The organism is Pseudomonas sp. PA-4-8C, assembly GCF_021606625.1.
Taxonomy (GTDB): Bacteria; Pseudomonadota; Gammaproteobacteria; order Pseudomonadales; family Pseudomonadaceae; genus Aquipseudomonas; species Aquipseudomonas lactis.
On the sequence record NZ_WKCD01000002.1, the window covers coordinates 34,777 to 56,122 of the forward strand.

A 21,346-nucleotide genomic window follows, 5' to 3' on the forward strand; every position below is an offset into this window, starting at 1 on the left:
ACAACAATGAGCATTAAATCCGCTGCTGCTGGTGCCGCCCTCGCAATGGCCGCTGCTTCTCTGTTCGCGGGTGTGGCCACTCAGGTACAAGCCGCAGACGCCACCGTGCACTGCTACGGCGTGACCTCCTGCAAAGGCATGAACGATTGCAAAACCAAGGACCACGCGTGCAAGGGCCAGGGCGAGTGCAAAGGGATGGGCTTCAAGGCCATGACCAAGTCGGCCTGTGACGCCGCTGGCGGTAAAGTCGGCGAGTAACCGGCACACGAGTGCAACCGCGGCGGCTGCCTGCCACCGCTGCGGACACTTTGCCCAGGAGTGAGTCATGTCCGCGTCCCTTCCAAGTCTGGGTTACGGCCTGGGTTTGCGCAGTGAGTACTACCACCAGATCCTTGAACAGTCGCCGGCCGTGGATTGGTTCGAAGTGATCTCCGAAAATTACTTGGTACAGGGCGGCAAGGCCTTGTACTACCTGGATGCGATAGCCGAGCGTTACCCCTTGGTGATGCACGGTGTGTCGTTGTCCATCGGCGGGCCGCATGCCCTCGATACCGATTACCTGAACCACATCAAACAGCTCGCAGAGCGCATTCAGCCGGCGTGGATTTCCGATCACCTGTGCTGGAGCCGCGGTAGTGCGCACCAGCTACATGACTTGTTGCCCCTGCCTTACACCGAAGAAAGCCTTTACCACGTGGCCGGCCGTGTACGTCAGGTGCAGGACGTGTTGCAGCGTCCGCTGGTGCTGGAAAATGTCTCCAGCTATGTGCGTTCCAAGGCGGATGAATTCACCGAGTGGGAGTTCCTCAACGCCTTGGCCCATCTGAGCGGCTGCCAGTTGCTGCTGGACGTCAACAACGTCTACGTCAGCGCACGTAACCATGGTTTTGATGCCTGGACCTTCATTCGCAACCTGCCACCCGAAAGCATTCGCCAGCTGCATTTGGCGGGGCATATGGACTATGGCGACTATGTGGTCGATACCCATGACCATCCCGTGTGCGACCCGGTGTGGGCGCTGTATCAGCAAACTCTGGAGCATTTGGGCCCGGTGTCGACGTTGCTGGAACGCGATGACCATTTTCCGCCCTTCGAAGAGTTGCTCACCGAGTTGAACAAAGCCCGTGAGTTGGGTGCCAGCGCCTTGGCCCGGAGAGCGTTATGCGCCTGATCGACTGGCAGTTGGCGTTTGAGCAGCATCTATTATCCGAAGCACCCGCGGCCAACAGTGGCTTTGCCGCCACCTTGCTGGGAGGGCCGACATTGGATGTAGACACCGGCCTGGCGATTTACCACAACGCTTACCTGTCGCGTCTGCAAGAAGTGCTGCGCCATGACTTCGGTGCCATCTGGTATTGGCTGGGAGATGAGGAGTTTTGCTCACTGACCGAGGCCTACATCCGCCGTTATCCCTCGGCCCATTACAGCGTGCGCTGGTTGGGCGAGCGCTTTGCGATGTTTATCGTTGAGCATCTGATGGCTGCGCAAAGTGCGCCTTTGGCTGAGTTGGCACGCCTGGAGTGGGCGTTCACCTTGGCGTTTGACGCCGCCGAAGGGGAGCCGCTGACCTTGAATGACATGGCGCACCTGGCGCCTGAAGACTGGCCCACCTTGCAGGTTGCGCTGGCGCCTTCGGTGCAGCAGCTGCTTTGCCGCTTCAACACGGTGGCGATCTGGCGAGCCAGCAAGGATGAGTCGGATTTCCCCGGCAGCCAGACGCTGGAACCGGCGCAAATCTGCCTGGTGTGGCGCAACCAGAACCGCTGCCACTACCGCAGCCTGGAAGCCGCTGAAGCCTGTGCGCTGTCGGGCATGGTGACCATGGGCTGGAATTTTTCAGAACTGTGTACTGAGCTGGCGGTCACTTATTCAGAGGGGGCGTCGCTGCAAGCGGCCACTTGGCTGAAACAGTGGGTCCAGGAAGGTTTGCTCGAGCGCCGAGCGCCATAGAAGGAGGTTATTCATTCGATAGCTTCCTACTTTGTTTGGCATGGTCTACCCTCACAGCAGACGTCTGAAACAAGGGGGGACTACTCATGCTCGCGCAACTTCCACCGGCCTTACAGAATCTTCAGCTACCGCTGCGTCTTCGACTCTGGGACGGCCATGAATTCAACTTGGGCCCTGAGCCCAGTGTCACCATCGTGGTCAAGGACCCCACGGTTGTCTCCAGGCTGACCCATCCAACGCTCGACTCACTCGGCGAAGCCTTCGTCGAGGGCAAGCTGGAGCTGGAAGGCTCCATCACCGAAGTGATCAGGGTATGTGACGAGTTGAGTCACGCTTTGGTCGATGACGACGAGGGGAGTCGTCCGGTGCGCTCGATTCACGACAAGGCCACCGACGCCGCGGCCATTTCCTACCATTACGACCTATCCAACGAGTTCTACCAGCTGTGGCTGGACCAAGACATGGCGTACTCCTGCGGTTATTTTGAAACCGGCAGCGAGTCGATCGACCAAGCCCAACAAGACAAATTCCGCCACCTGTGCCGCAAGTTGCGGCTGCAGCCAGGTGAGTATCTGCTCGATGTGGGCTGTGGCTGGGGCGGGCTGGCGCGCTATGCCGCGCGGGAGTTCGGGGTAAAAGTGTTCGGTATCACCTTGAGCAAGGAACAACTGGCCCTGGCCAAGGAGCGGGTGAACGCCGAAGGCCTGCAAGACCAGGTCGACCTGCAATTACTCGATTACCGCGACCTGCCCCAGGACGGTCGTTTCGACAAAGTGGTAAGCGTGGGCATGTTCGAACACGTCGGCCACGCCAACCTGGCGCAATACTGCCGGACCTTGTTCGGCGCAGTGCGTGAAGGCGGCCTGGTGATGAACCATGGCATCACCGCCAAGCACACCGACGGCCGCCCCGTGGGCCGTGGCGCTGGTGAGTTTATCGAGCGCTACGTGTTCCCGAACGGCGAACTGCCGCACTTGGCGATGATGACCGCCCAGATCAGCGAAGCGGGGCTGGAAGTGGTCGATGTCGAAAGCCTGCGTATGCATTACGCCCGCACATTGGACCATTGGAGCGAACGCCTGGAAGACAACCTGGAAGCGGCGGCGAAGATGGTGCCTGAGCAGGCGCTACGTATCTGGCGGCTGTACCTGGCCGGTTGCGCTTACGCGTTTGCCCGTGGCTGGATCAACCTGCACCAGATATTGGCGGTAAAACCCCATGCCGATGGCGGGCATGAACTGCCGTGGACGCGGGAAGATCTCTACCGCTGATCTCCAGACACTGAAGATCGAAACTGTGGGAGCTGGCTTGCCTGCGATAGCGTTGTATCAGGACCGGATGAGTCGACTGACACACCGCCATCGCAGGCAAGCCAGCTCCCACATGGGTTGTGTGTTGTCTGTCAGAGGATGGGTGAGATCAAGCGCGCCACGCGCATCCCCAGTTGCTGCAGGCGACGGGTCTCGCGGCTTTCTTCCTGGCTGACTTCATGGGCCAGGGCAAAGTCATCCAGCAACATCTGTTCAACCTGGCTGGCGAAGGCTTCATCCACCGTCAGCAGCATTACCTCAAAATTCAGCCGGAACGAACGGTTGTCCATGTTGGCGCTGCCAATGGCGCTGATTTCGCTGTCCACCAACACCACCTTCTGATGCAAAAAGCCTGGCGTGTAGCGAAACACCCGCACGCCCGCTCGCACCGCTTCGTTGGCATACAGGCTGGATGCGGCGTACACGATGCGATGGTCGGGCCGTGACGGCAGCAGCAGGCGCACATCTACCCCGCGTAACACCGCCAGGCGCAGGGCGGCAAACACCGCCTCGTCGGGAATGAAGTAGGGGCTGGTGATCCATACGCGCTCGGTCGCGGCATGGATGGCCTCGACAAAAAACAGCGAGCAGGTTTCATAAGGGTCCGCCGGGCCGCTGGCGAGCAATTGGCAGAGCACGCCGTCCTCCGGGTAGGTGTCCGGCAGGATCAGCGGCGGCAGTTCCCGGGCGGCCCAGAACCAGTCCTCGGCAAACGACTCCTGCAGGCACGCCACCACTGGGCCGGTGACCTGCACATGGGTATCGCGCCATGGCGCCAGCGGCGGTTTTTTACCCAGGTATTCATCGCCTACGTTATGCCCGCCGACAAACCCGGTGATGCCGTCCACCACGACGATCTTGCGATGGTTACGGAAGTTGACCTGGAAGCGATTGAGCCATCCACTGCGGGTGGCGAACGCCTTGACCTGCACGCCAGCGTCACGCAGCGCTTGCACATAACGATGGGGCAGGGCGTGACTGCCGATGCGGTCGTAGAGCACGTAAATGGCTACGCCCTGGGCGGCTTTTTCCTTCAACAAGGCCTGTAACTGGCGGCCCAGTTCGTCATCGTGAATGATGAAAAACTGGAACAGCACGGCGGTCTTTGCGTGACGGATAGCCTCGAAGATCGCGCCGAAAGTGGCATCGCCATTGATCAACAGGCGCACTTCATTGTTGGCCAGGCACGGCATACGGCCCAGCTTGGGCATGGCGCGCAAGGAGGCATAGGCGCTGGAGTTGCGCGCTGCGAGCGCTTCCTCCACCCACGGGCGCCAGTTCAACTCGGTGATGGCCGTGTGCATTTCCTGGTTGGCCTGGCGACGGGCCTGGATGTACGCGTCGAAGGTGCTGCGGCCAAAAATCAGGTAGGGGATCAACGTCAGGTAGGGCATGAACATCAGTGACAACGCCCAGGCGATCGAGCCTTGTGCGGTGCGCACGGTCAGTACTGCGTGGATCGCGGCGAGCGTTCCCAGAAAGTGCAGCGTGGCAATGACGTAGGCGAGCAGGTGCGGGCCAAAGAAATCCATGAACGACGTAACTCCAGGCAGTCCAGTGCGTAACAGACCATGAACGGCTGTGAATGTCGCTATTTTATTTGCCATGCAACGCTGGCTGCTTTGCGACGTCTAACGCCCACAATTACCCAGGAGTTACCCGATGAATGCTCGTCTGCTTGGTTTGGCCATGGTTGTTGGTTTGTCGCTGCCTGTGGCGGCGCAGGCGCAGATGCTGGCGCCGGGCTTGTGGGAATTGACCACCAGCAATATGAAAGTCGATAACCAGGACCTGCCGGACTTGTCGCTGATCCTCGGTCAGCTCAAGCAACAGATGACCCCTGAACAGCGCGCCATGCTCGAAAAGCAAGGCATCAACATGGCCGGTAAAGGCGTGCAGGTGTGCCTGACCCCGGCCCAGGTTGCCTCCGACTCGATCCCACTGACTGACCCTCAATCGGGCTGCAAGCAGGAAGTCACCGACAAGAGCGGCAACCAGTGGAAATTCCGCTTCAGTTGCCCGAAAGCCCAGGGTACTGGGGTAGCAACGTTCCAGAGCCAGAAAGAATTTACCACCAGCGTCAACGGTACGTTCAATGCCACCGGTATCCAGCAAAAAGGTAGCCTGGATAGCCATGCCCAGTGGCTGGGCAACGATTGCGGTACGGTCAAACCCCGCGCTTAACGCCCAAACTGCAGGGGCAAGCCCTGGCAACTGTTGACCACCTGGCCGTTGTGCCAGGCCAGGTGGCCGCTGACCAACGTTGTACTCACGCTGTGGCGAAAGCTGCGCTCTGCAAAGGGCGTCCAACCGCAGCGGGCGAGAACCGGTTGGCTGCTGACCGGCTTGCCGGCAGGCTCCGGTTTGATCAGTACCAGGTCGGCCCAATAGCCTTCACGCACGTAGCCGCGATCAGCAATGGCAAACAGGTCGGCCACGCGGTGGCTGGTCTTGGCGACCAATGTGGTGAGGGGCAAATGCCCGTCGGCCACCAATTCCAGTAACGCCGGCAAGGCATGCTGCACCAGGGGCAGCCCTGACGGTGCGTCACGATAGCCCAACTGTTTTTGCGCCCAGGTGTGCGGCGCATGATCACTGCCAATCACATCCAGACGATCACTCAATAACGCCAGGCGCAGCGCGTCGCGGTCGGCGCGGGTCTTGATTGCCGGGTTGCATTTGATCTGGTGGCCGAGGCGGTGGTAATCACGGTCATCGAACAGCAGGTGGTGCAGGCAGACCTCGGCGGTGATGTGCTTGTCGGCCAGGGGCTTGTCTTCGAATAGCGCCAGTTCGCGAGCGCTGGTCAGGTGCAACACATGCAGGCGCGTGCCATGGCGTTTGGCCAATTCCACGGCAAACGATGACGAGCGATAACAGGCCTCGGCATCGCGGATCAGCGGATGAGCCACGGCGGGAATATGCTCGCCGAAGCGCTCGCGCAGGCGTTGCTCGTTGGCGAGGATGCTGGGTGTGTGTTCGCAGTGAGCGAGCAGGATGGTTGGCACCTCGGCAAACAGACGCTTCAGAATGCGCGGGTCGTCCACCAGCATATTGCCGGTAGAGGCGCCCATGAACACTTTGACCCCAGCCACTTCACGGGGGTCGAGGGCGGCGACGGTGTCGAGGTTGTCGTTGCTCACGCCAAAGTGAAAGCCGTAGTTGGCCACTGAATGCAGTGCCGCACGGCGCTTTTTATCGGCCAGGGCTTCCAGGCTCAAAGTGGCCGGGTGAGTGTTGGGCATGTCCATGAAGCTGGTTATGCCACCGGCCACCGCCGCGCGGGACTCGCTGTAGAAGCTGCCTTTTTCCGGAGCGCCGGGTTCGCGAAAATGCACTTGGTCGTCGATCATCCCTGGCAGCAGCCACTGGCCGTTGGCATCGATTTCCACTGGTTCGTTATCGCCTTGAATGCTGGTGGCAATCTTCTCGATACGGCCATTGGCGATCAGTACGTCGGCGTCGAATACCTGGCCTTCGTTGACCAGGCGGGCGTTGCGGATCAGCAGGCGGCTCATGGTTCAGAACTCGTTTTGCAGGGCTTTGTAGCCGCGTACCAGGTCGACGTTGGTGCGTGCCACGTCTTCGGAAAACTCCGAGGCGCTGACACTCACCGGCGGAAACTGCGACAGATCCGTGTTGGGGCCGATACGCGTCGTGGAGGGCACGTAGAACGCGGCGGGCAGGTCGCGGCCGTCGACCACCGAGTTGTGGCGCACCACGCATCCATCGCCCACGGCGCAATTGAACAGCACGCTGTTGAAGCCAATAAACACGCGGTTGCCCACCGTACAGGGGCCGTGGACGATGGAGCGGTGAGCAATGGAGGTGAATTCGCCGATGGTCACCGCTGCGCCGGACTTGGAGTGGATGACCACGCCGTCCTGGATGTTGGAGTTGGCGCCGATGGTGATCGGGTCCATGGCGCCGCTGGCATCAACTTCGTCGGCGCGGATCACGGCGTAAGGGCCAACGAACACGTTCTCGCCGATGATGACTTTGCCGCAGATGATCGCGGTCTTGTCGACGTAGGCCGATTCGGCAATCACCGGCAGGTCGCCGGAAGGATTTTTGCGGATCATGGCTGGCTCAGTGCGGCGCACAGGGTGTTGAGGTTGTATTCGAACAGCCCGAGAAAGGTGCTGGCCGGGCCTTCTGCGGCGAGGGCGTCGGAGTACAGCGTGCCGCCGATCTGTGCGCCGCTTTCGTCAGCGATCTGCTTGAGCAGGCGTGAGTCTTTGATGTTTTCCATGAACACGGCTTTGACCTTGTCCTTGCGAATCTGGGTGATTAGCGCGGCAACTTCAGCAGCCGAAGGGTCACGTTCGGTGGACAAGCCCTGGGGCGCGAGGAACTGGATGCCATAGGCCTGACCCAGGTAGCCGAAGGCGTCATGGGAGGTGACGATGCGGCGGTTACCCGGTGGCAGGGCGCCGAACTTGGCTTTGGCCTCTTCCAGCAGGCTATGGATTTGTTTGAGGTAGGCCTGGCTGTTGCGCAGGTAGGCGGTCTTGTTTGCCGGGTCGGCGGCCACCAGGGCCTTGGTGATGTTGCTCACATAGATCTCGGCATTGGCCAGGTTGTGCCAGGCATGCGGGTCGGGAATGGTTTCGCCATCCTCGTCCATGGTGTGGGAAATCACGCCTTTGCTGGCGGTGACCACCGTTGCCTTGGTTTCGGTGCTGGTGACCAGGCGGTCCAGCCACGGCTCGAAACCCAGGCCGTTCTTGATGATGACCTTGGCCTTGAGCAGTGCCTTGGCGTCATCCGGCGTGGGTTCATAGGTATGAGCATCGGCGTCCGGGCCGACCATGTTGCTGATCTGGATATGCTCCCCACCGATCTGGTGGGTGATGTCATCGAGAATACTGAAGCTGGTGACCACTTGGAGTTTGTCTGCCGCGTGAGCCATCGACAGCGGTAGCAGCAGACTGAACAGCACGAGTAGAGCGCGCATGGGGAAACACCTCATTGGGATGTGAGCAAAGGCGGGCGGCGCAACAAACCGTGCACCGGACCGAACACCACGGACAACAAATACCCAGCGCCCGCCACCAGCACGATTGCCGGCCCACTGGGCAGTGAGTAGTAGAACGACAGCAGTAAGCCCAACCATACCGACAGGCAGCCCAGCAGCGCCGATACTGCGATCAACACCGGCAGGCGTCGACTCCAGAAGCGTGAGGCGATGGCCGGCAACATCATCAAACCGACCACCATCAGCGCGCCGATGGCCTGGAAACCGATCACCAGGTTCAGCACCACCAGGGTCAGGAATACGCCATGGGCGAGGGGGCCGAGGCGGCTGACCGTTTGCAGGAACAGCGGGTCGAGGGTGTCCAATAGCAGCGGTTTGTAGATCAGCGCCATGGCGATCAGGCTGAAACCCGAAACCCAGAGCATGCCGGTCAGGGTGGTTTGATCCACGGCCAGGGCAGAGCCGAACAGCAGGTGCAGCAGGTCCAGGCGCTTGCCGGCAAGGCCCAGGATCAGCACGCCGGCGGCCAGAGAAATGGGGTAGATGGCCGCGAGGCTGGCGTCTTCGCGCAGCCCGGTGCGGCGGGTGATCCACGCAGCCAGGCCGGCCATACTCAGTCCCGCACCCAGGCCGCCGAGGGTCAGCGCGGGCAGGCTCAGGCCGGCGAACCAGAAACCCAGAGCGGCGCCGGGCAGGATGCCGTGGGCTACCGCATCACCGATCAGGCTCATGCGCCGCAGGATCAGAAACACCCCCAGCGGCGCGGTGCTGCAAGCGAGCACCAAACCGCCGATGAGTGCGCGGCGCATAAAAACGAACTCATGAAACGGCAGCCACAAGTGGGCAGTGAAGTGCATTCAGGCCACCTGCATCTGCGGTTGCGGGCGGATCAGCTCTTTGCTGGGGCCAAATAGGCAGCCGGTGTTTTTGATCTGCAGTACGTGCTGGGTGTGGTGACGCACGGAGGCCAGGTCATGGCAGACGATCACCAGGGTGCGGCCTTCGCTGTGCCAGGCATGGATGTGTTTCCAGCACAGCGCCTGGCCGTCCTCGTCGAGGGCTGCATGAGGTTCGTCGAGTAGCAGAACCGGCGCCTCGGCCAGGCTCATGCGTGCCAGCAGGGCGCGCTGCAATTCGCCGCCGGACAGTGCCATCAAGGGGCGGTGTTCCAGGCCAATCAGACACCAGTCTTCCAGCACCGCTTGCAGGCGTTGGCTGCGTTGTTGAGCGGTGTGTTGGGTGCCCCAAAAACCTGCAGCCACCAGTTCTTGCAGGCTGATAGGAAACTGGCGGTCCAAGTGTTGCTGCTGGGGCAAGAAGGCCAGGCCGCCACGGCGTGGAACATCCACGATGACTTTTCCCGCCAAAGGCTTTTGCAGGCCGGCGATGACTTTGAGCAGGCTGCTCTTGCCCGTGCCGTTGGCGCCGATGATGCCGGTGAGGCTGCCTTTTTGCAGGGTCAAATTCAGTGCCGGGGTGAGCGGTTGCCCGGGGGCACCCCAGCACAACGCGTTGCAGGTGATCATGCAGAAGCTCTCGTCCAGCGGCTTTCAGCCACGGCATCGTGCGCGTGCAGGCTTTCGGCGTGGATCACTTTGAGGTGGAAGGCGTTGATGGCATCCGAGCGTTTCAAGGCGAGGTGTAGGCGGCGAGCGGCGTCTTCGCAGAACATCAGGTTCTGCCCGTTGGCCAGGGCGAAGGCTTGTTCGTCTGCGCGTTTCACCGCGGTTTGTACGGCGGTGCCGAGCGCGGCTTCGGCAGCGTTGATCAAGTCGACTATCGGCAGGTCAGTACCTTGCAACTGAACGTGCAACTGCGCGCTGCTGCGTTGGCTATGGGGTGTGGCGACGATGCCGTTGGCACTGCCAAGCCAGGCCAGCACCGCTTCGTGCTGCAACGGCGTATTGGCGAAATCATCGACAAATTGCTGCTGAATCAACTGCCTGGCGAGGGCGGCGGAGCAAGGGCAGGTTGAGGAATAAGTAACGTCAATTTTTAGTTCCACGTGGAACATCTGGTTTTCCAGGCGCGCTTCGATGCTCACGGGGTAGGTCTTCCAGCCGGCTAATGGGCTGACCAGGGCAGGGCGTTTAAGCAGCAGCTGGGTGTGGATGCGCAGGTATGCGTTCTTAGATAAACCTTCATGTGTGTCGAGAAAACGCTGCAGTACATTACGCAGCAGTGCCGATGTCAGCGGCTGTTGATCAAGCATTTCCAGGGCCAGGTACAGGCGTGACATATGAATGCCACGGGCCGTGCCGTCGTCCAGGCTTACACCCGCGTCGGCGGTGGCGGTCAGGTGTTGACCGTCAATCAGGATCGGCAAGGCGATGCCGCACATCCCCACCCAGTCGAGTGGCAAGGCTTGGCGTGAAGCCTGCGCGGCGATATCCGGCAGAGTCAGCGCGTTCATAAGCAGGTCCATCGTTGGAAATAATTCGACATGTTATAGTATAACAATGCGAGCTACGATGAATTTTCTGCTCCAGCCTTTGTTCAGTCATATCGAGTAGGGACGCTCCTTTATCTGCGGTATATGTCATGCACAGACGTCAGCTCCTTAACCTGCTGCTGGTCAGCCCTCTGTTCACCTTGCCTTTGGGGGCTTACGCCACACAGATTCGTAATGCACGCCTGTGGCGCTCGGACGATAAGCTGCGCCTGGTGTTCGACCTCAGCGGCCCGGTGCAATACAAGACCTTTTCCCTGGCCTCACCGGACCGCTTGATCATCGACTTGAGTGGAGCCGGGCTCAGCGGCGACTTTTCCCAATTGGCGTTGAAGAACAGTGGGATTACCTCGATCCGTTCCGGGCATTTCGGCAAGAGCGATACGCGCATCGTGCTGGACCTGGTCGAGCCCATGCAGCTCAACAGCTTCGTGCTGCCGCCCCAGGATGGCCAAGGCCATCGCCTGGTGCTGGATTTGACCAACGCGACCCGTGCGCCCCGTCAAATCGCCGCAGAGCCGGCACCCTTGGTGACGCCGGTAGACAAGGCGCATCCCAAGCGCGACATCATCGTGGTGGTCGACCCCGGCCATGGCGGCAAAGACCCAGGTGCGATTGGCTCCAAGGGCCAGCGCGAAAAAGATGTGGTGCTGTCGATTGCTCAGTTGTTGGCTAAACGCTTGAAGCGCGAAAAGGGTTTTGACGTAAAACTGGTGCGCAACGACGACTTCTTCGTGCCACTGCGCAAGCGCGTGGACATCGCCCGTCAGCACAAGGCCGATATGTTTATCTCAGTGCATGCCGACGCCGCGCCACGGCTGACCGCGTCGGGCGCCTCGGTGTATGCGTTGTCGGAAGGGGGCGCTACTTCGGCTACGGCACGTTTCATGGCCCAGCGCGAAAATGGCGCCGACTTGCTGGGCGCCACCACCTTACTCAATCTGAAGGACAAGGACCCGATGCTGGCCGGGGTCATTCTCGACATGTCGATGAATGCGACCATCGCCTCCAGCCTGCAACTGGGCAGCTCGGTATTGGGCAGCCTGCAGAACATCACCAGCCTGCATCAGAAACGTGTGGAGCAGGCCGGGTTCGCCGTGCTCAAGTCACCGGACGTACCCTCGATTCTGGTGGAGACCGGGTTCATCTCCAATGCGCGCGACGCCCAGCGGCTGGTGACGGTGCGTCATCAACAGGCGGTGGCGGATGGTCTTTTCGAAGGCCTCAAACGTTACTTTCAGAAGAACCCACCCATGAACAGCTACATGGCCTGGGTGCAGGCGCAGAAAAACAGCCAGGTCTAACAGCCGGTCATTCGGCTGCAAGTGAACTTGGCGCTGGCGCCCCCTGAGCTGGAAAACCGGTTAAGGGTGGTCCAGCCCACGCGCCGCGTGTAGCCGACCCACGCCTCGCCATCCGATGCCAGCCCGGTAAAAAACGTCAGTTGCCCATAACGGCTGTTGGTCTGTGCCCAATAGCGTTTGCCGATCACTTCGAAACCGCGCAGGTAGGTAGTGCTGCCGACGGTCGCCACGCTATAGGCATTGCCCAACGGGTCCACACACGCCAGCAGGTTGGCGCTGCGTGTGCATTTGGCCAACAGGCTGGGTGCCTGGGCGCAGGCAGGCCCGGCAGTTGCCAATAGCAGCGCGCACAGCAGGTATTTCATCGAGGTTCTCAACATAGGCAGGGGACCCAGCATTGCGCCCTTCGTCGCGGCGAGCAAGAGGGATTGGCTTATTTGTATTGTTATACTATAACATAAAAGCACAGACCGACCCGCGAACCGTTTCCCATGACCGAACACGATCTTTTGGCCCAACCAGCGGCCGACTACATGAATGAGGCCCAACAGCGATTCTTCCGCGAGCTGTTGCTGGCTCAGCGCGATGACCTGCAAGCCCGTATCGATGCTGAGTTCCAGGCACTGCGCGAGCAGGAAACCAACAGCGACCTGGCGGATATCGGCAGTGCCGAAGAACAACGCCAGTGGCAATTGCGCCTGCTGGAACGCGAAAAGAAGCTGTTGGACAAGATCGACGACGCCCTGGAGTTGCTGGCCCGTGGCGAATACGGCTGGTGCCGTGAAACCGGCGAGCCCATCGGCCTGCAACGCCTGCTGCTGCGTCCCACCGCCACCTTATGTATCGAAGCCAAAGAACGTGAAGAGCTGCGCGAACGCCATAAACGGGCAGTTTGACCGGCCAACCTTGATGAGGAATACCTGATGCCCAATCGTCTCCCTGTGACCGTGTTGTCCGGCTTTCTCGGTGCCGGTAAAAGTACGCTGCTCAATTATGTCCTGCGTAACCGCGACAACCTGCGAGTGGCGGTGATCGTCAACGACATGAGCGAAATCAACATCGACGGCAGCGAAGTGCAGCGTGATGTCACGCTCAATCGTTCGGAAGAAAAGCTGGTGGAGATGAGCAATGGCTGCATCTGCTGCACCTTGCGCGAAGACTTGCTTGAAGAGGTAGGAAAGCTCGCCAAGGAAGGCCGGTTCGATTACCTGCTGATCGAATCCACCGGTATTTCCGAACCTTTGCCCGTGGCCGAAACCTTCACGTTTCGCGATGAAAACGAGCAAAGCCTGGCCGACATTGCACGCCTGGACACCATGGTCACTGTGGTCGACGGTATGAATTTCCTGCTCGACTACCAGGCTGCCGAAAGCCTGGCTTCACGGGGCGAAACCCTCGGTGAAGAAGATGAACGTTCCATCACCGACCTGTTGATCGAACAGATCGAATTCGCCGACGTCATCCTGATCAGCAAGATCGATCTGATCAGCAGCCGCGAACGCGAAGAACTGATGGCCATCCTCGAGCGCCTCAACGCCCAGGCGGAAATCATCCCGATGGTCATGGGCGAAGTGCCGCTGAACAAGATCCTCAACACCGGCCGTTTCGACTTTGAGCGCGCCGCCCAAGCCCCGGGCTGGTTGCAGGAATTGCGCGGTGAGCATGTGCCGGAAACCGAGGAATACGGCATAGCGTCCACCGCTTACCGTGCGCGCCGGCCCTTCCATCCACAGCGGTTTTTCGACTTTATCGACCGCCCCTGGGTCAACGGCAAGCTGTTGCGCTCCAAAGGTTTCTTCTGGTTGGCCAGCAAACATCAGGATGCGGGCAGTTGGTCCCAGGCGGGTGGCTTGATGCGTCATGGGTTTGCCGGGCGTTGGTGGCGCTTTGTGCCGAAAAGCCAGTGGCCGCAGGACGAAGAAAGCGTGGCGGCGATCATGGCCAACTGGCAATTGAGTACCGGTGACTGCCGCCAGGAACTGGTGTTTATCGGGCAAAACATCGACTTTGCCCAGATGCGTACCGAGCTGGACGCCTGCTTGCTCAACGATGAGGAAATGGCCCTGGGTGTCGAAGGTTGGCGCCAGCTGCCCGACCCGTTTGGCCCTTGGTATGAGCAGGTCGCCTGATGTTGGCCCCGGTCATCCCCCTGCGCCCCGTCATCCGCCAGACACATGGGGAAACGCCGCTGGCGCTGTCCGATATCCTCAATGACGGCGTCAACCTGGCCATCTGGCAGCGCCAACTGCCCCTGCATATCGCTGAGTTTGGCGCTTTGCTGGTGGCGCTCAATGAACCGTTGGCCGAGTCCTTGGTGGTCGAGTTGGTTAGCGAAGACTCCGTGCCGAACTTGCAGGGTTTGGCGTCCAGCTGTCGCGATCTTGAAGGCTACGATGGGTTTATCGCCGATGTGTCGTGGCTGATCAGTGCATTCGCCTGCCTGCTGGGCGCCAAGCGCATCGGCGTGCGTCTACGGCTATTGGACAAGGCCATGTGCCCGCGTTTTCACGTCGATCACGTACCGGTTCGGCTGATCACCACCTACGCCGGTATCGGCAGCCAATGGTTGCGTGAAGGCGTCATGGACCGGCGCGCATTGAGCCAGGTGGATGCCGAGCCCACGGAGCGCATCGAGCAGATCCATTGCGGTGAGGTGGCGCTGCTCAAAGGCACCAAATGGCACGGCAATGAAGGGCATGGCCTGATCCACCGCTCGCCGGCGCTCAAGGCCGATGAGCGACGGTTGATCCTGACGCTGGATTGGCTGGCATAACCGCGTAGGATCAAACGCTCTAAACGGCCTGAACCATGCCTCTTATGCTGCAGAACATTCCTACCCATGTGATTGCCGGGCCCTTGGGCGCCGGCAAGACCAGCCTGATCAAGCACCTGCTTGCCCAGCGCCCGGCCAACGAGCGCTGGGCGGTGCTGATCAACGAGTTCGGCCAGATCGGCCTGGATGCTGCCTTACTTACCCAGGACGATGACGGTATCGCCCTGGGCGAGGTGGCGGGCGGCTGTCTGTGTTGTGTGAACGGCGCACCGTTCCAGGTAGGGCTGGGCCGCTTGTTGCGTAAGGCCAAGCCGGACCGGCTGTTTATTGAACCCTCAGGCCTGGGCCATCCGGCGCAATTGCTCAAGCAACTGCGGCAGGCGCCATGGCAAAACGTGCTGGCGGTACAGCCTTGTGTGCTGGTACTCGATGCCCAGGCTCTGGCGGCCGGCAAGCCGTTGCCGCAGGCACAACAGGAGGCGTTGACCAGTGCCGGCCTGCTGGTGCTGAACAAGGACGAGACGCTGACCGCAGCGCAACGTCAGGCGATTGAAGCGCAATTACCCGATTGCCCGCTCCATTGGACACGCCAGGCGCAACTGCCACTCGACCGGTTGCCCGGTTTGAAAGCACAGGCCCAAGTAGCTGTGGATAATTTCGGCGTTCCTGAAGCGGTGGGGCAAATGCCGGCGATCTGGAGCGACCCGGGGCTGCCGATCTGTCTGAGTCAGAGCCAGGAGGGCGGCTGGAGCATCGGCTGGCGCTGGCACCCAAGCCAGCGATTCGATGTTAGCCGTCTGCATCAGTGGCTATCGAGTTTGGGCTGGCGCCGGGCCAAATTGGTTATCCACAGTGTTGACGGCTGGGTGTCCGCCAACGCGGTGGATAACAGTCCACTGCACTGGCAACCCAGCGCTTGGCGGCGCGATTCACGTGTTGAATTGATCTTCAGCGCACCACAGGACGTGGCCGCATTGCAGAGCGCCCTGGCAGCCTGCCGTTACTGATGTTTCTTGCTGGCGTGGTCCTGGCGCCACTGGCTCAATTCGATGATCTCGGCGCTGGGCAGCGGCTCTTTGGTTTCGAACGGGTAGGGCGCCAGTTCGATCTGCGCGCTGTGGGCGCCGAATTGGGTGATGACCCCGGCATGCCGGGTTTCGCCGGTTACCGTAAACTCGAAATTATAGATGCGCGCCAGGCGTCGACGGCCATTGGCATCCTTGACGAAACCGATGCGTTTGAGCGCCACGGCACCGTCAAGCAGCTCGATATCGAGCTTGGCGCAATGCTGCTTGACCCGCGCCAACGCCCGTTCACGCAGGCCGTGGTTGTGCCAAACCCAGGCGGCGCCGGTGGCCAGCAGCATCAAGACGAAGATGTTTCCCAGGGTCAGCATTCCATGAACTCCAACAAAGTGAGCGCAGCTTAACTGTGTCGCCGGTCTGTCGTACAGGCTGCGTTTAGTCGCATACTGCTCGGCCAGAAATTCAACGGTTTTACGGAAATCTCCCGCATGAAACGTACACCTCACCTGCTTGCGATCCAGTCTCATGTGGTCTTCGGCCACGCCGGAAACAGCGCCGCCGTGTTCCCCATGCAGCGGGTCGGGGTGAACGTCTGGCCGCTCAACACGGTGCAGTTCTCCAACCACACACAGTATGGACAGTGGGCGGGCGAAGTGCTGGCGCCGCAGCAAATTCCTGCATTGGTGGAGGGCATTGCCGCGATCGGCGAGCTGGGTAACTGTGATGCGGTGCTGTCCGGATACCTGGGCAGTGCAGACCAGGGCCGCGCCATCCTCAGCGGTGTGGCGCGCATCAAGGCGATCAACCCCAAGGCGCTGTACCTGTGCGACCCGGTGATGGGCCACCCGGAAAAGGGCTGCATCGTGCCGCAGGAGGTCAGCGATTTCCTTTTGGATGAGGCTGCCGCCATGGCGGACTTCCTGTGCCCCAACCAACTGGAGTTGGACAGCTTTGCCGGGCGCAAGCCGCAATCGCTGTTCGATTGCCTGGCGATGGCCAAGGCCTTGCTGGCGCGTGGGCCCAAGGCGGTGCTGGTCAAGCACCTGGATTACCCAGGCAAACTGCCAGAAGGGTTTGAAATGCTGTTGGTGACGGCCGACGGCAGTTGGCACTTGCGTCGGCCCCTGCTGGCGTTTCCGCGTCAGCCAGTGGGCGTGGGCGACCTGACGTCCGGGCTGTTCCTGGCGCGGGTACTGTTGGGGGATAGCCTGGTGGCCGCTTTTGAGTTCACCGCTGCGGCCGTGCATGAAGTGCTGCTGGAAACCCAGGCCTGCGCCAGTTATGAACTGGAACTGGTGCGGGCCCAGGACCGTATTGCCCACCCTCGTGTGCGCTTCGAAGCCACACCGATCAGCCTGTAAGCACACAAAACCCAATGTGGGAGCGGGCTTGCCCGCGATGGCGGTATCTCAGTCAAAGCGATGTCGACTGAACCACTGCTATCGCGGGCAAGCCCGCTCCCACATTTTTTTGAGTTGATTCGCCGCTTGGAGTTTACGGCGCGTCGGCTTTGATTTCCCGGTAGCGCTTTTCCAGTTCCTGGCGAATCTGCCGACGTTGCTGAGCCTGCACAAAGCGGCGCTTGTCCTCGCTGTTCTGCGGCTGCAAGGGCGGTACGGCGGCAGGTTTGCGCTGGTCGTCCACGGCCACCATGGTGAAGAAGCAGCTGTTGGTATGGCGCACCGAGCGTTCACGGATGTTCTCGGTCACCACCTTGATGCCCACTTCCATCGACGTATTGCCGGTGTAGTTGACTGACGCCAGGAAGGTCACCAGTTCACCGACATGAATCGGCTCGCGAAAAATCACCTGGTCCACCGACAGCGTGACCACATAACGACCGGCATAACGGCTGGCGCAGGCGTAGGCCACTTCGTCGAGGTACTTGAGCAGCGTGCCGCCGTGCACATTGCCAGAGAAGTTGGCCATGTCAGGGGTCATCAGTACCGTCATCGACAGCTGGGCGTTTCCGGGTTCCATAGCACACTCACGGGTTGTAGGCATTGGTTGGGGGGAAGGCACCTCTGCGGGTACTCAAAGTCTTTGCAGCGCCATCCCTAACGGGACGCCGTCAGGCGGCTTGCCGTCACGCGCGCAGCGATCTGTTTCCATATATTGCACCGGCTTTCCAGCAGAAGTCGCGGTGTTACCCTTCAAAAGCCCTTCTCAGGGCTTTTCTTACGATCAAGGCAGACTTTTCCGACCCTTCAAAGGCGCGGCCGGAAGTAGGAAAAGTGCCGGCACCCTCAAGGAGCCCCTCGCCATGCACGCCATCAGCTTTATCCAGGACTTGGCCGTGATCATGCTGGTGGCAGGGGTGGTCACCATCCTGTTTCACCGCTTCAAGCAGCCGGTGGTGTTGGGCTACATCGTCGCCGGCTTCATTATCGGCCCCCACACCCCGCCGTTTGGCCTGATCCACGACGAAGACACGATCAAGACCCTGGCCGAGTTGGGGGTTATCTTCCTGATGTTCTGTCTGGGCTTGGAATTCAGCCTGCGCAAGCTATTCAAGGTAGGAGCTACGGCGTTTATCGCGGCGTTCCTGGAAATCGTGCTGATGATCTGGATCGGCTACGAGATCGGCCGCTGGTTCGATTGGAGCACCATGGACTCGCTGTTCCTCGGCGCGATCCTGGCGATCTCCTCGACCACCATTATCGTCAAGGCCCTCAACGACCTGAAGATGAAAGACCAGCGGTTCGCCCAGCTGATTTTCGGCGTGCTGATTGTCGAGGACATCCTGGGTATCGGCATCATTGCCTTGCTGTCGAGCATTGCCGTCAGTGGCACGGTCAGCTCCGGCGAGGTGTTCTCCACGGTCGGCAAGCTCTCGTTGTTCATGATCGTCGCCCTGGTGATTGGTATTTTGCTGGTGCCGCGCCTGCTGGCCTATGTGGCCAAGTTCGAAAGCAACGAGATGCTGCTGATCACCGTGTTGGGCCTGTGTTTCGGTTTCTGCCTGCTGGTGGTGAAGTTGGAATACAGCATGGTGCTCGGGGCCTTTCTGATTGGCGCGATCATGGCTGAATCCCGCCAGTTGATTAAGATCGAGGGCCTGATCGAGCCCGTTCGCGACATGTTCAGCGCAATTTTCTTCGTGGCGATTGGCTTGATGATCGACCCGCAGATCCTGCTGCAATACGCCTGGCCCATTGCAGTGATCACCGTGGCCGTGGTGCTGGGCAAGATGCTGTCTTGCGGGCTGGGCGCGTTTATCGCCGGCAACGATGGTCGCACCTCGCTGCGGGTGGGTATGGGGCTGTCACAAATTGGCGAGTTTTCTTTCATCATCGCGGCGCTGGGGATGACCCTGCAGGTCACCAGCGACTTTCTGTACCCCGTGGCGGTGGCCGTTTCGGCGATCACCACGCTGCTCACGCCCTACCTGATTCGTGGCGCGGACCCACTGTCGTTGAAGATCGCGGCGGTGATGCCCAAGCGTATGAGCCGAGTGTTCGGCATGTATGGCGAATGGCTGCGCAGCATTTCGCCTCAGGGCGAGGGGGCGATGTTGGCCGCTATGATCCGCAAGATCATCCTGCAGGTCGGGGTAAACCTGGCGTTGGTGATCGCGATCTTCTTTGCCGGCAGCTTTTTCGCGGAGCGCATCGGTGGGTATCTGGAGGGCTGGGTCAGCGATCAGAGCTGGCAGAAGGCGTTGATCTGGGGCGGGGCGCTGCTGGTGTCGTTGCCGTTTCTGATTGCGGCGTATCGCAAGCTCAAGGCGTTGTCGATGCTGCTGGCGGAGATGAGCGTGAAGCCGGAAATGGCCGGACGGCATACCCAGCGTGTGCGACGGGTGATTGCCGAGCTGATCCCGATCTTGTCGCTGCTGGTGATCTTCCTGCTATTGGCAGCCTTGTCGGCCAGTATTCTGCCGACCAACAAGTTGCTGGTGCTGATTGCCGTGGTCACGGCGGCGGTGGCTGCAGTGCTCTGGCGCTGGTTTATCCGTGTGCATACGCGGATGCAGGTTGCGTTGCTGGAGACGCTGGATAACCACAAGGATGCACAGTAGGAGCGAGCTTGCTCGCGAAGATTGTTAACGATAACGCGGGAAACCTGACACAAAGCGGCGCCCTCAGGTTTCTCGCGAGCAAGCTCGGCTTCTACAAGGGACTCAGCTTTCCAGCCAGACGTCCCGCGCCCAGTGCCACACCGATTCCCAGGTTTCTTCCTGGACGAGTTCTTCTTCGGCAGACCACAACACCACGGTGCCGTCTTCTTCGACGCAGTAGTAGTCATCGCCGTCCTGGCAGATAGGGATCAGGCTGCGATCAACACCGGCATCCCAGGCGTTGGCGGCAACGTCAGGCAGGTAGGTGTGGGACTGCGGGTCGGTGACGGTCACTGGCTCCAGGCTGCCATAGACCACGTCACTGACGGTCAGCAGGAATTCGCGGAAGACAAAGGGGATGTCGATGAACAGTTGTTCTTCGATTTCCACCAGTTGGTCTTCGTCAGGCAGCTCCAAAGGAACCGGGACCGGTTCGTTGGCTTCACGCAGTTGTTCGATGATTTCTTCCACGGCCGGGATCCTCTTGCTAGATGGCGCGGTTTATAGGGGCGTTTTATACAGTAGCTCGCTATAAGTGCAACCGTGAAATAGAAAACCCCGGACATGTCCGGGGTTTTTGTTACCGCTTGCTCAACCGCGCAGGTATTAACCGTTCTGGCGGATACCGGCGACCAGCCAAGGCTGGTCGTCGCCCTGGGCGCGTTCCATGTTCCAGCTTTCGCTGAACACTTCGCCCTGGTCGAAACGCGAGGACTTCGACACACCGCTGAAGGTCAGGGTGGCGATGGTCTTGTCGGCGCGATCATCCACGCCATCGAGCTGTACGCGCAGGTCGTCGATGTAGGTCGACTGGAAGGCGTCACCGATCTCGGCACGTTCGCGCTTGAGGAACTCCAACAGCTGCGGGGTCACGAACTCGGAGATCTTGTCCATTTCGTTGGCGTCCCAGTGCTGTTGCAGGGACTGGAAGTGGCTGCGGGCCGCTTCGACGAAACGCTCTTCGTTGAACCAGGCCGGTGCGTTGATCACCGGACGGGCGGCAGGAGCTGCCGAACCACCGAAGATCGAACCCATGGCAGGCTTCTGTTCGAACGCTTCACGCTGCATTGGCGCGCCGGCTGGAGCCAGGTGCTCCTGCTGCTTGCGGCGACGGGCGGCGATAAAGCGGAAGACCAAAAAGGCGATGACGCCCATGATCAGGATGTCGAAGATCTGCATGCCCTGAAAGCCGTCGCCCATGAACATGGACGCCAGCAGGCCACCGGCGGCGATGCCGGCCAGTGGGCCCAGCCAGCGCGAAGCACCGCCGGCCTTGGCAGCAGCGCCAGCGGCACCGGCTGCGCCTGCAGTCGCCGCAGCACCGCCCGCACCGGCGGATGGAGCCATTTGGCTGGTCTGGTGAGTCGGTGCCGCGCCCGAGCTTTTGCCGCCACCGAAGCGTTTGGCGTTGGCGTCGAGGCTCATCGTCAGGCCGATGCACAACGCCATGGCGATGCTAAGAAAACGTTTCATATAGGGAATTCCCATTTGTGGATT

The 21,346-nt window shown here is 60.4% G+C and carries 24 protein-coding genes; 12 read left to right on the plus strand and 12 right to left on the minus strand.

The genetic code is table 11. The features are described 5' to 3' along the window. The first annotated feature begins 6 nt into the window (after positions 1-6). The 4 genes from bufA2 (at position 7) to cfaB (ending at position 3,221) form a co-directional block, all read left to right on the plus strand. The gene (gene bufA2 / locus GIW04_RS00765; RefSeq protein WP_003195792.1) at positions 7-258 is read left to right on the plus strand and encodes a BufA2 family periplasmic bufferin-type metallophore; all 252 of its coding nucleotides are present in this window, start codon (positions 7-9) and stop codon (positions 256-258) included. A 67-nt stretch (positions 259-325) separates the two neighbouring features. Next, positions 326-1,171: an MNIO family bufferin maturase gene (bufB, locus tag GIW04_RS00770; protein WP_034134115.1), complete on the plus strand. Its 846-nt coding sequence runs from the start codon at positions 326-328 to the stop codon at positions 1,169-1,171. Beyond that, entirely contained in the window at positions 1,162-1,950 is a 789-nt protein-coding gene (locus GIW04_RS00775; protein ID WP_057710622.1) for an HvfC/BufC N-terminal domain-containing protein, read from the plus strand. The genes bufB and GIW04_RS00775 overlap by 10 nt, the downstream gene beginning before the upstream one ends. A gap of 86 nt (positions 1,951-2,036) precedes the next feature. Further along, positions 2,037-3,221 (plus strand): C17 cyclopropane fatty acid synthase CfaB, encoded by a 1,185-nt coding sequence (gene cfaB / locus GIW04_RS00780; protein ID WP_120247415.1) that lies wholly within the window; start codon positions 2,037-2,039, stop codon positions 3,219-3,221. Positions 3,222-3,352: 131 nt separating this feature from the next. Here the strand turns inward: cfaB and cls are convergent, their stop codons facing one another. Then, positions 3,353-4,792, minus strand: a complete 1,440-nt coding sequence (cls, locus tag GIW04_RS00785; RefSeq protein WP_120247416.1) for a cardiolipin synthase — start codon at positions 4,790-4,792, stop codon at positions 3,353-3,355. Positions 4,793-4,922: 130 nt separating this feature from the next. Between cls and GIW04_RS00790 the strand changes: the two genes are divergently transcribed. Continuing rightward, a complete protein-coding gene (locus GIW04_RS00790) occupies positions 4,923-5,444 on the plus strand; it encodes a DUF3617 domain-containing protein (RefSeq protein ID WP_003195781.1) in 522 nt (173 codons plus the stop codon). Here GIW04_RS00790 and GIW04_RS00795 read toward each other — a convergent pair. The 6 genes from GIW04_RS00795 to folE2 are packed head-to-tail and all read right to left on the minus strand — an operon-like array spanning position 5,441 to position 10,651. Then, the gene (locus tag GIW04_RS00795; RefSeq protein WP_003195778.1) at positions 5,441-6,778 is read right to left on the minus strand and encodes a dihydroorotase; all 1,338 of its coding nucleotides are present in this window, start codon (positions 6,776-6,778) and stop codon (positions 5,441-5,443) included. The two genes, GIW04_RS00790 and GIW04_RS00795, sit on opposite strands and share 4 nt — an antisense overlap. A 3-nt stretch (positions 6,779-6,781) precedes the next feature. Further along, positions 6,782-7,342, minus strand: a complete 561-nt coding sequence (locus GIW04_RS00800; protein ID WP_003195776.1) for a gamma carbonic anhydrase family protein — start codon at positions 7,340-7,342, stop codon at positions 6,782-6,784. Then, positions 7,339-8,217: a metal ABC transporter substrate-binding protein gene (locus tag GIW04_RS00805; protein WP_003195774.1), complete on the minus strand. Its 879-nt coding sequence runs from the start codon at positions 8,215-8,217 to the stop codon at positions 7,339-7,341. Before GIW04_RS00805 ends, GIW04_RS00800 begins: the two co-directional genes overlap by 4 nt. Positions 8,218-8,228: 11 nt before the next feature. Then, positions 8,229-9,095 (minus strand): metal ABC transporter permease, encoded by an 867-nt coding sequence (locus tag GIW04_RS00810; protein WP_003195772.1) that lies wholly within the window; start codon positions 9,093-9,095, stop codon positions 8,229-8,231. Beyond that, a complete protein-coding gene (locus GIW04_RS00815; RefSeq protein WP_120247417.1) occupies positions 9,096-9,764 on the minus strand; it encodes a metal ABC transporter ATP-binding protein in 669 nt (222 codons plus the stop codon). It lies immediately after the preceding gene. Then, positions 9,761-10,651 (minus strand): GTP cyclohydrolase FolE2, encoded by an 891-nt coding sequence (gene folE2 / locus GIW04_RS00820; protein WP_057710621.1) that lies wholly within the window; start codon positions 10,649-10,651, stop codon positions 9,761-9,763. The genes GIW04_RS00815 and folE2 overlap by 4 nt, the downstream gene beginning before the upstream one ends. 128 nt (positions 10,652-10,779) lie before the next feature. On the opposite strand from folE2, the gene GIW04_RS00825 reads away from it, so the two are divergent. Next, positions 10,780-11,991 carry an N-acetylmuramoyl-L-alanine amidase gene (locus tag GIW04_RS00825; protein ID WP_120247418.1) on the plus strand — a complete coding sequence of 404 codons (1,212 nt, stop codon included), beginning with the start codon at positions 10,780-10,782 and terminating at the stop codon, positions 11,989-11,991. On the opposite strand, the gene GIW04_RS00830 is transcribed toward GIW04_RS00825, so the two are convergent. Further along, positions 11,988-12,356: a hypothetical protein gene (locus GIW04_RS00830; protein ID WP_003195763.1), complete on the minus strand. Its 369-nt coding sequence runs from the start codon at positions 12,354-12,356 to the stop codon at positions 11,988-11,990. The two genes, GIW04_RS00825 and GIW04_RS00830, sit on opposite strands and share 4 nt — an antisense overlap. A gap of 126 nt (positions 12,357-12,482) precedes the next feature. Here GIW04_RS00830 and dksA point away from each other — a divergent pair, with 126 nt between their 5' ends. Genes dksA through GIW04_RS00850 form a run of 4 tightly spaced genes read left to right on the plus strand, consistent with a single transcriptional unit; the run spans position 12,483 to position 15,771 of the window. Next, complete coding sequence (dksA, locus tag GIW04_RS00835) at positions 12,483-12,887, plus strand: RNA polymerase-binding protein DksA (protein ID WP_003195761.1); 405 nt, start codon at positions 12,483-12,485, stop codon at positions 12,885-12,887. A 27-nt stretch (positions 12,888-12,914) separates the two neighbouring features. After that, positions 12,915-14,120 (plus strand): zinc metallochaperone GTPase ZigA, encoded by a 1,206-nt coding sequence (gene zigA, locus GIW04_RS00840; protein ID WP_003195759.1) that lies wholly within the window; start codon positions 12,915-12,917, stop codon positions 14,118-14,120. Then, a complete protein-coding gene (locus tag GIW04_RS00845) occupies positions 14,120-14,764 on the plus strand; it encodes a DUF1826 domain-containing protein (RefSeq protein ID WP_003195756.1) in 645 nt (214 codons plus the stop codon). The genes zigA and GIW04_RS00845 overlap by 1 nt, the downstream gene beginning before the upstream one ends. A gap of 44 nt (positions 14,765-14,808) precedes the next feature. Further along, the gene (locus GIW04_RS00850) at positions 14,809-15,771 is read left to right on the plus strand and encodes a CobW family GTP-binding protein (protein WP_120247419.1); all 963 of its coding nucleotides are present in this window, start codon (positions 14,809-14,811) and stop codon (positions 15,769-15,771) included. Here the strand turns inward: GIW04_RS00850 and GIW04_RS00855 are convergent. Further along, the gene (locus GIW04_RS00855; protein ID WP_003195752.1) at positions 15,765-16,160 is read right to left on the minus strand and encodes a DUF3301 domain-containing protein; all 396 of its coding nucleotides are present in this window, start codon (positions 16,158-16,160) and stop codon (positions 15,765-15,767) included. The two genes, GIW04_RS00850 and GIW04_RS00855, sit on opposite strands and share 7 nt — an antisense overlap. Positions 16,161-16,277: 117 nt before the next feature. On the opposite strand from GIW04_RS00855, the gene pdxY reads away from it, so the two are divergent. Further along, positions 16,278-17,150: a pyridoxal kinase PdxY gene (pdxY, locus tag GIW04_RS00860; protein ID WP_003195749.1), complete on the plus strand. Its 873-nt coding sequence runs from the start codon at positions 16,278-16,280 to the stop codon at positions 17,148-17,150. 133 nt (positions 17,151-17,283) lie between these two features. On the opposite strand, the gene GIW04_RS00865 is transcribed toward pdxY, so the two are convergent. Then, positions 17,284-17,769 (minus strand): acyl-CoA thioesterase, encoded by a 486-nt coding sequence (locus tag GIW04_RS00865; RefSeq protein WP_003195747.1) that lies wholly within the window; start codon positions 17,767-17,769, stop codon positions 17,284-17,286. 283 nt (positions 17,770-18,052) lie between these two features. Here GIW04_RS00865 and GIW04_RS00870 point away from each other — a divergent pair, with 283 nt between their 5' ends. Further along, the gene (locus GIW04_RS00870) at positions 18,053-19,810 is read left to right on the plus strand and encodes a cation:proton antiporter (RefSeq protein ID WP_120247420.1); all 1,758 of its coding nucleotides are present in this window, start codon (positions 18,053-18,055) and stop codon (positions 19,808-19,810) included. 102 nt (positions 19,811-19,912) lie between these two features. Here the strand turns inward: GIW04_RS00870 and GIW04_RS00880 are convergent, their stop codons facing one another. Continuing rightward, positions 19,913-20,320, minus strand: coding sequence for an SMI1/KNR4 family protein (locus GIW04_RS00880; RefSeq protein ID WP_003195742.1), 408 nt, complete (start codon positions 20,318-20,320; stop codon positions 19,913-19,915). Between the two features lie 135 nt (positions 20,321-20,455). Further along, positions 20,456-21,322, minus strand: coding sequence for a Tim44 domain-containing protein (locus tag GIW04_RS00885; protein ID WP_003195740.1), 867 nt, complete (start codon positions 21,320-21,322; stop codon positions 20,456-20,458). Between the last annotated feature and the right edge of the window lie 24 nt (positions 21,323-21,346).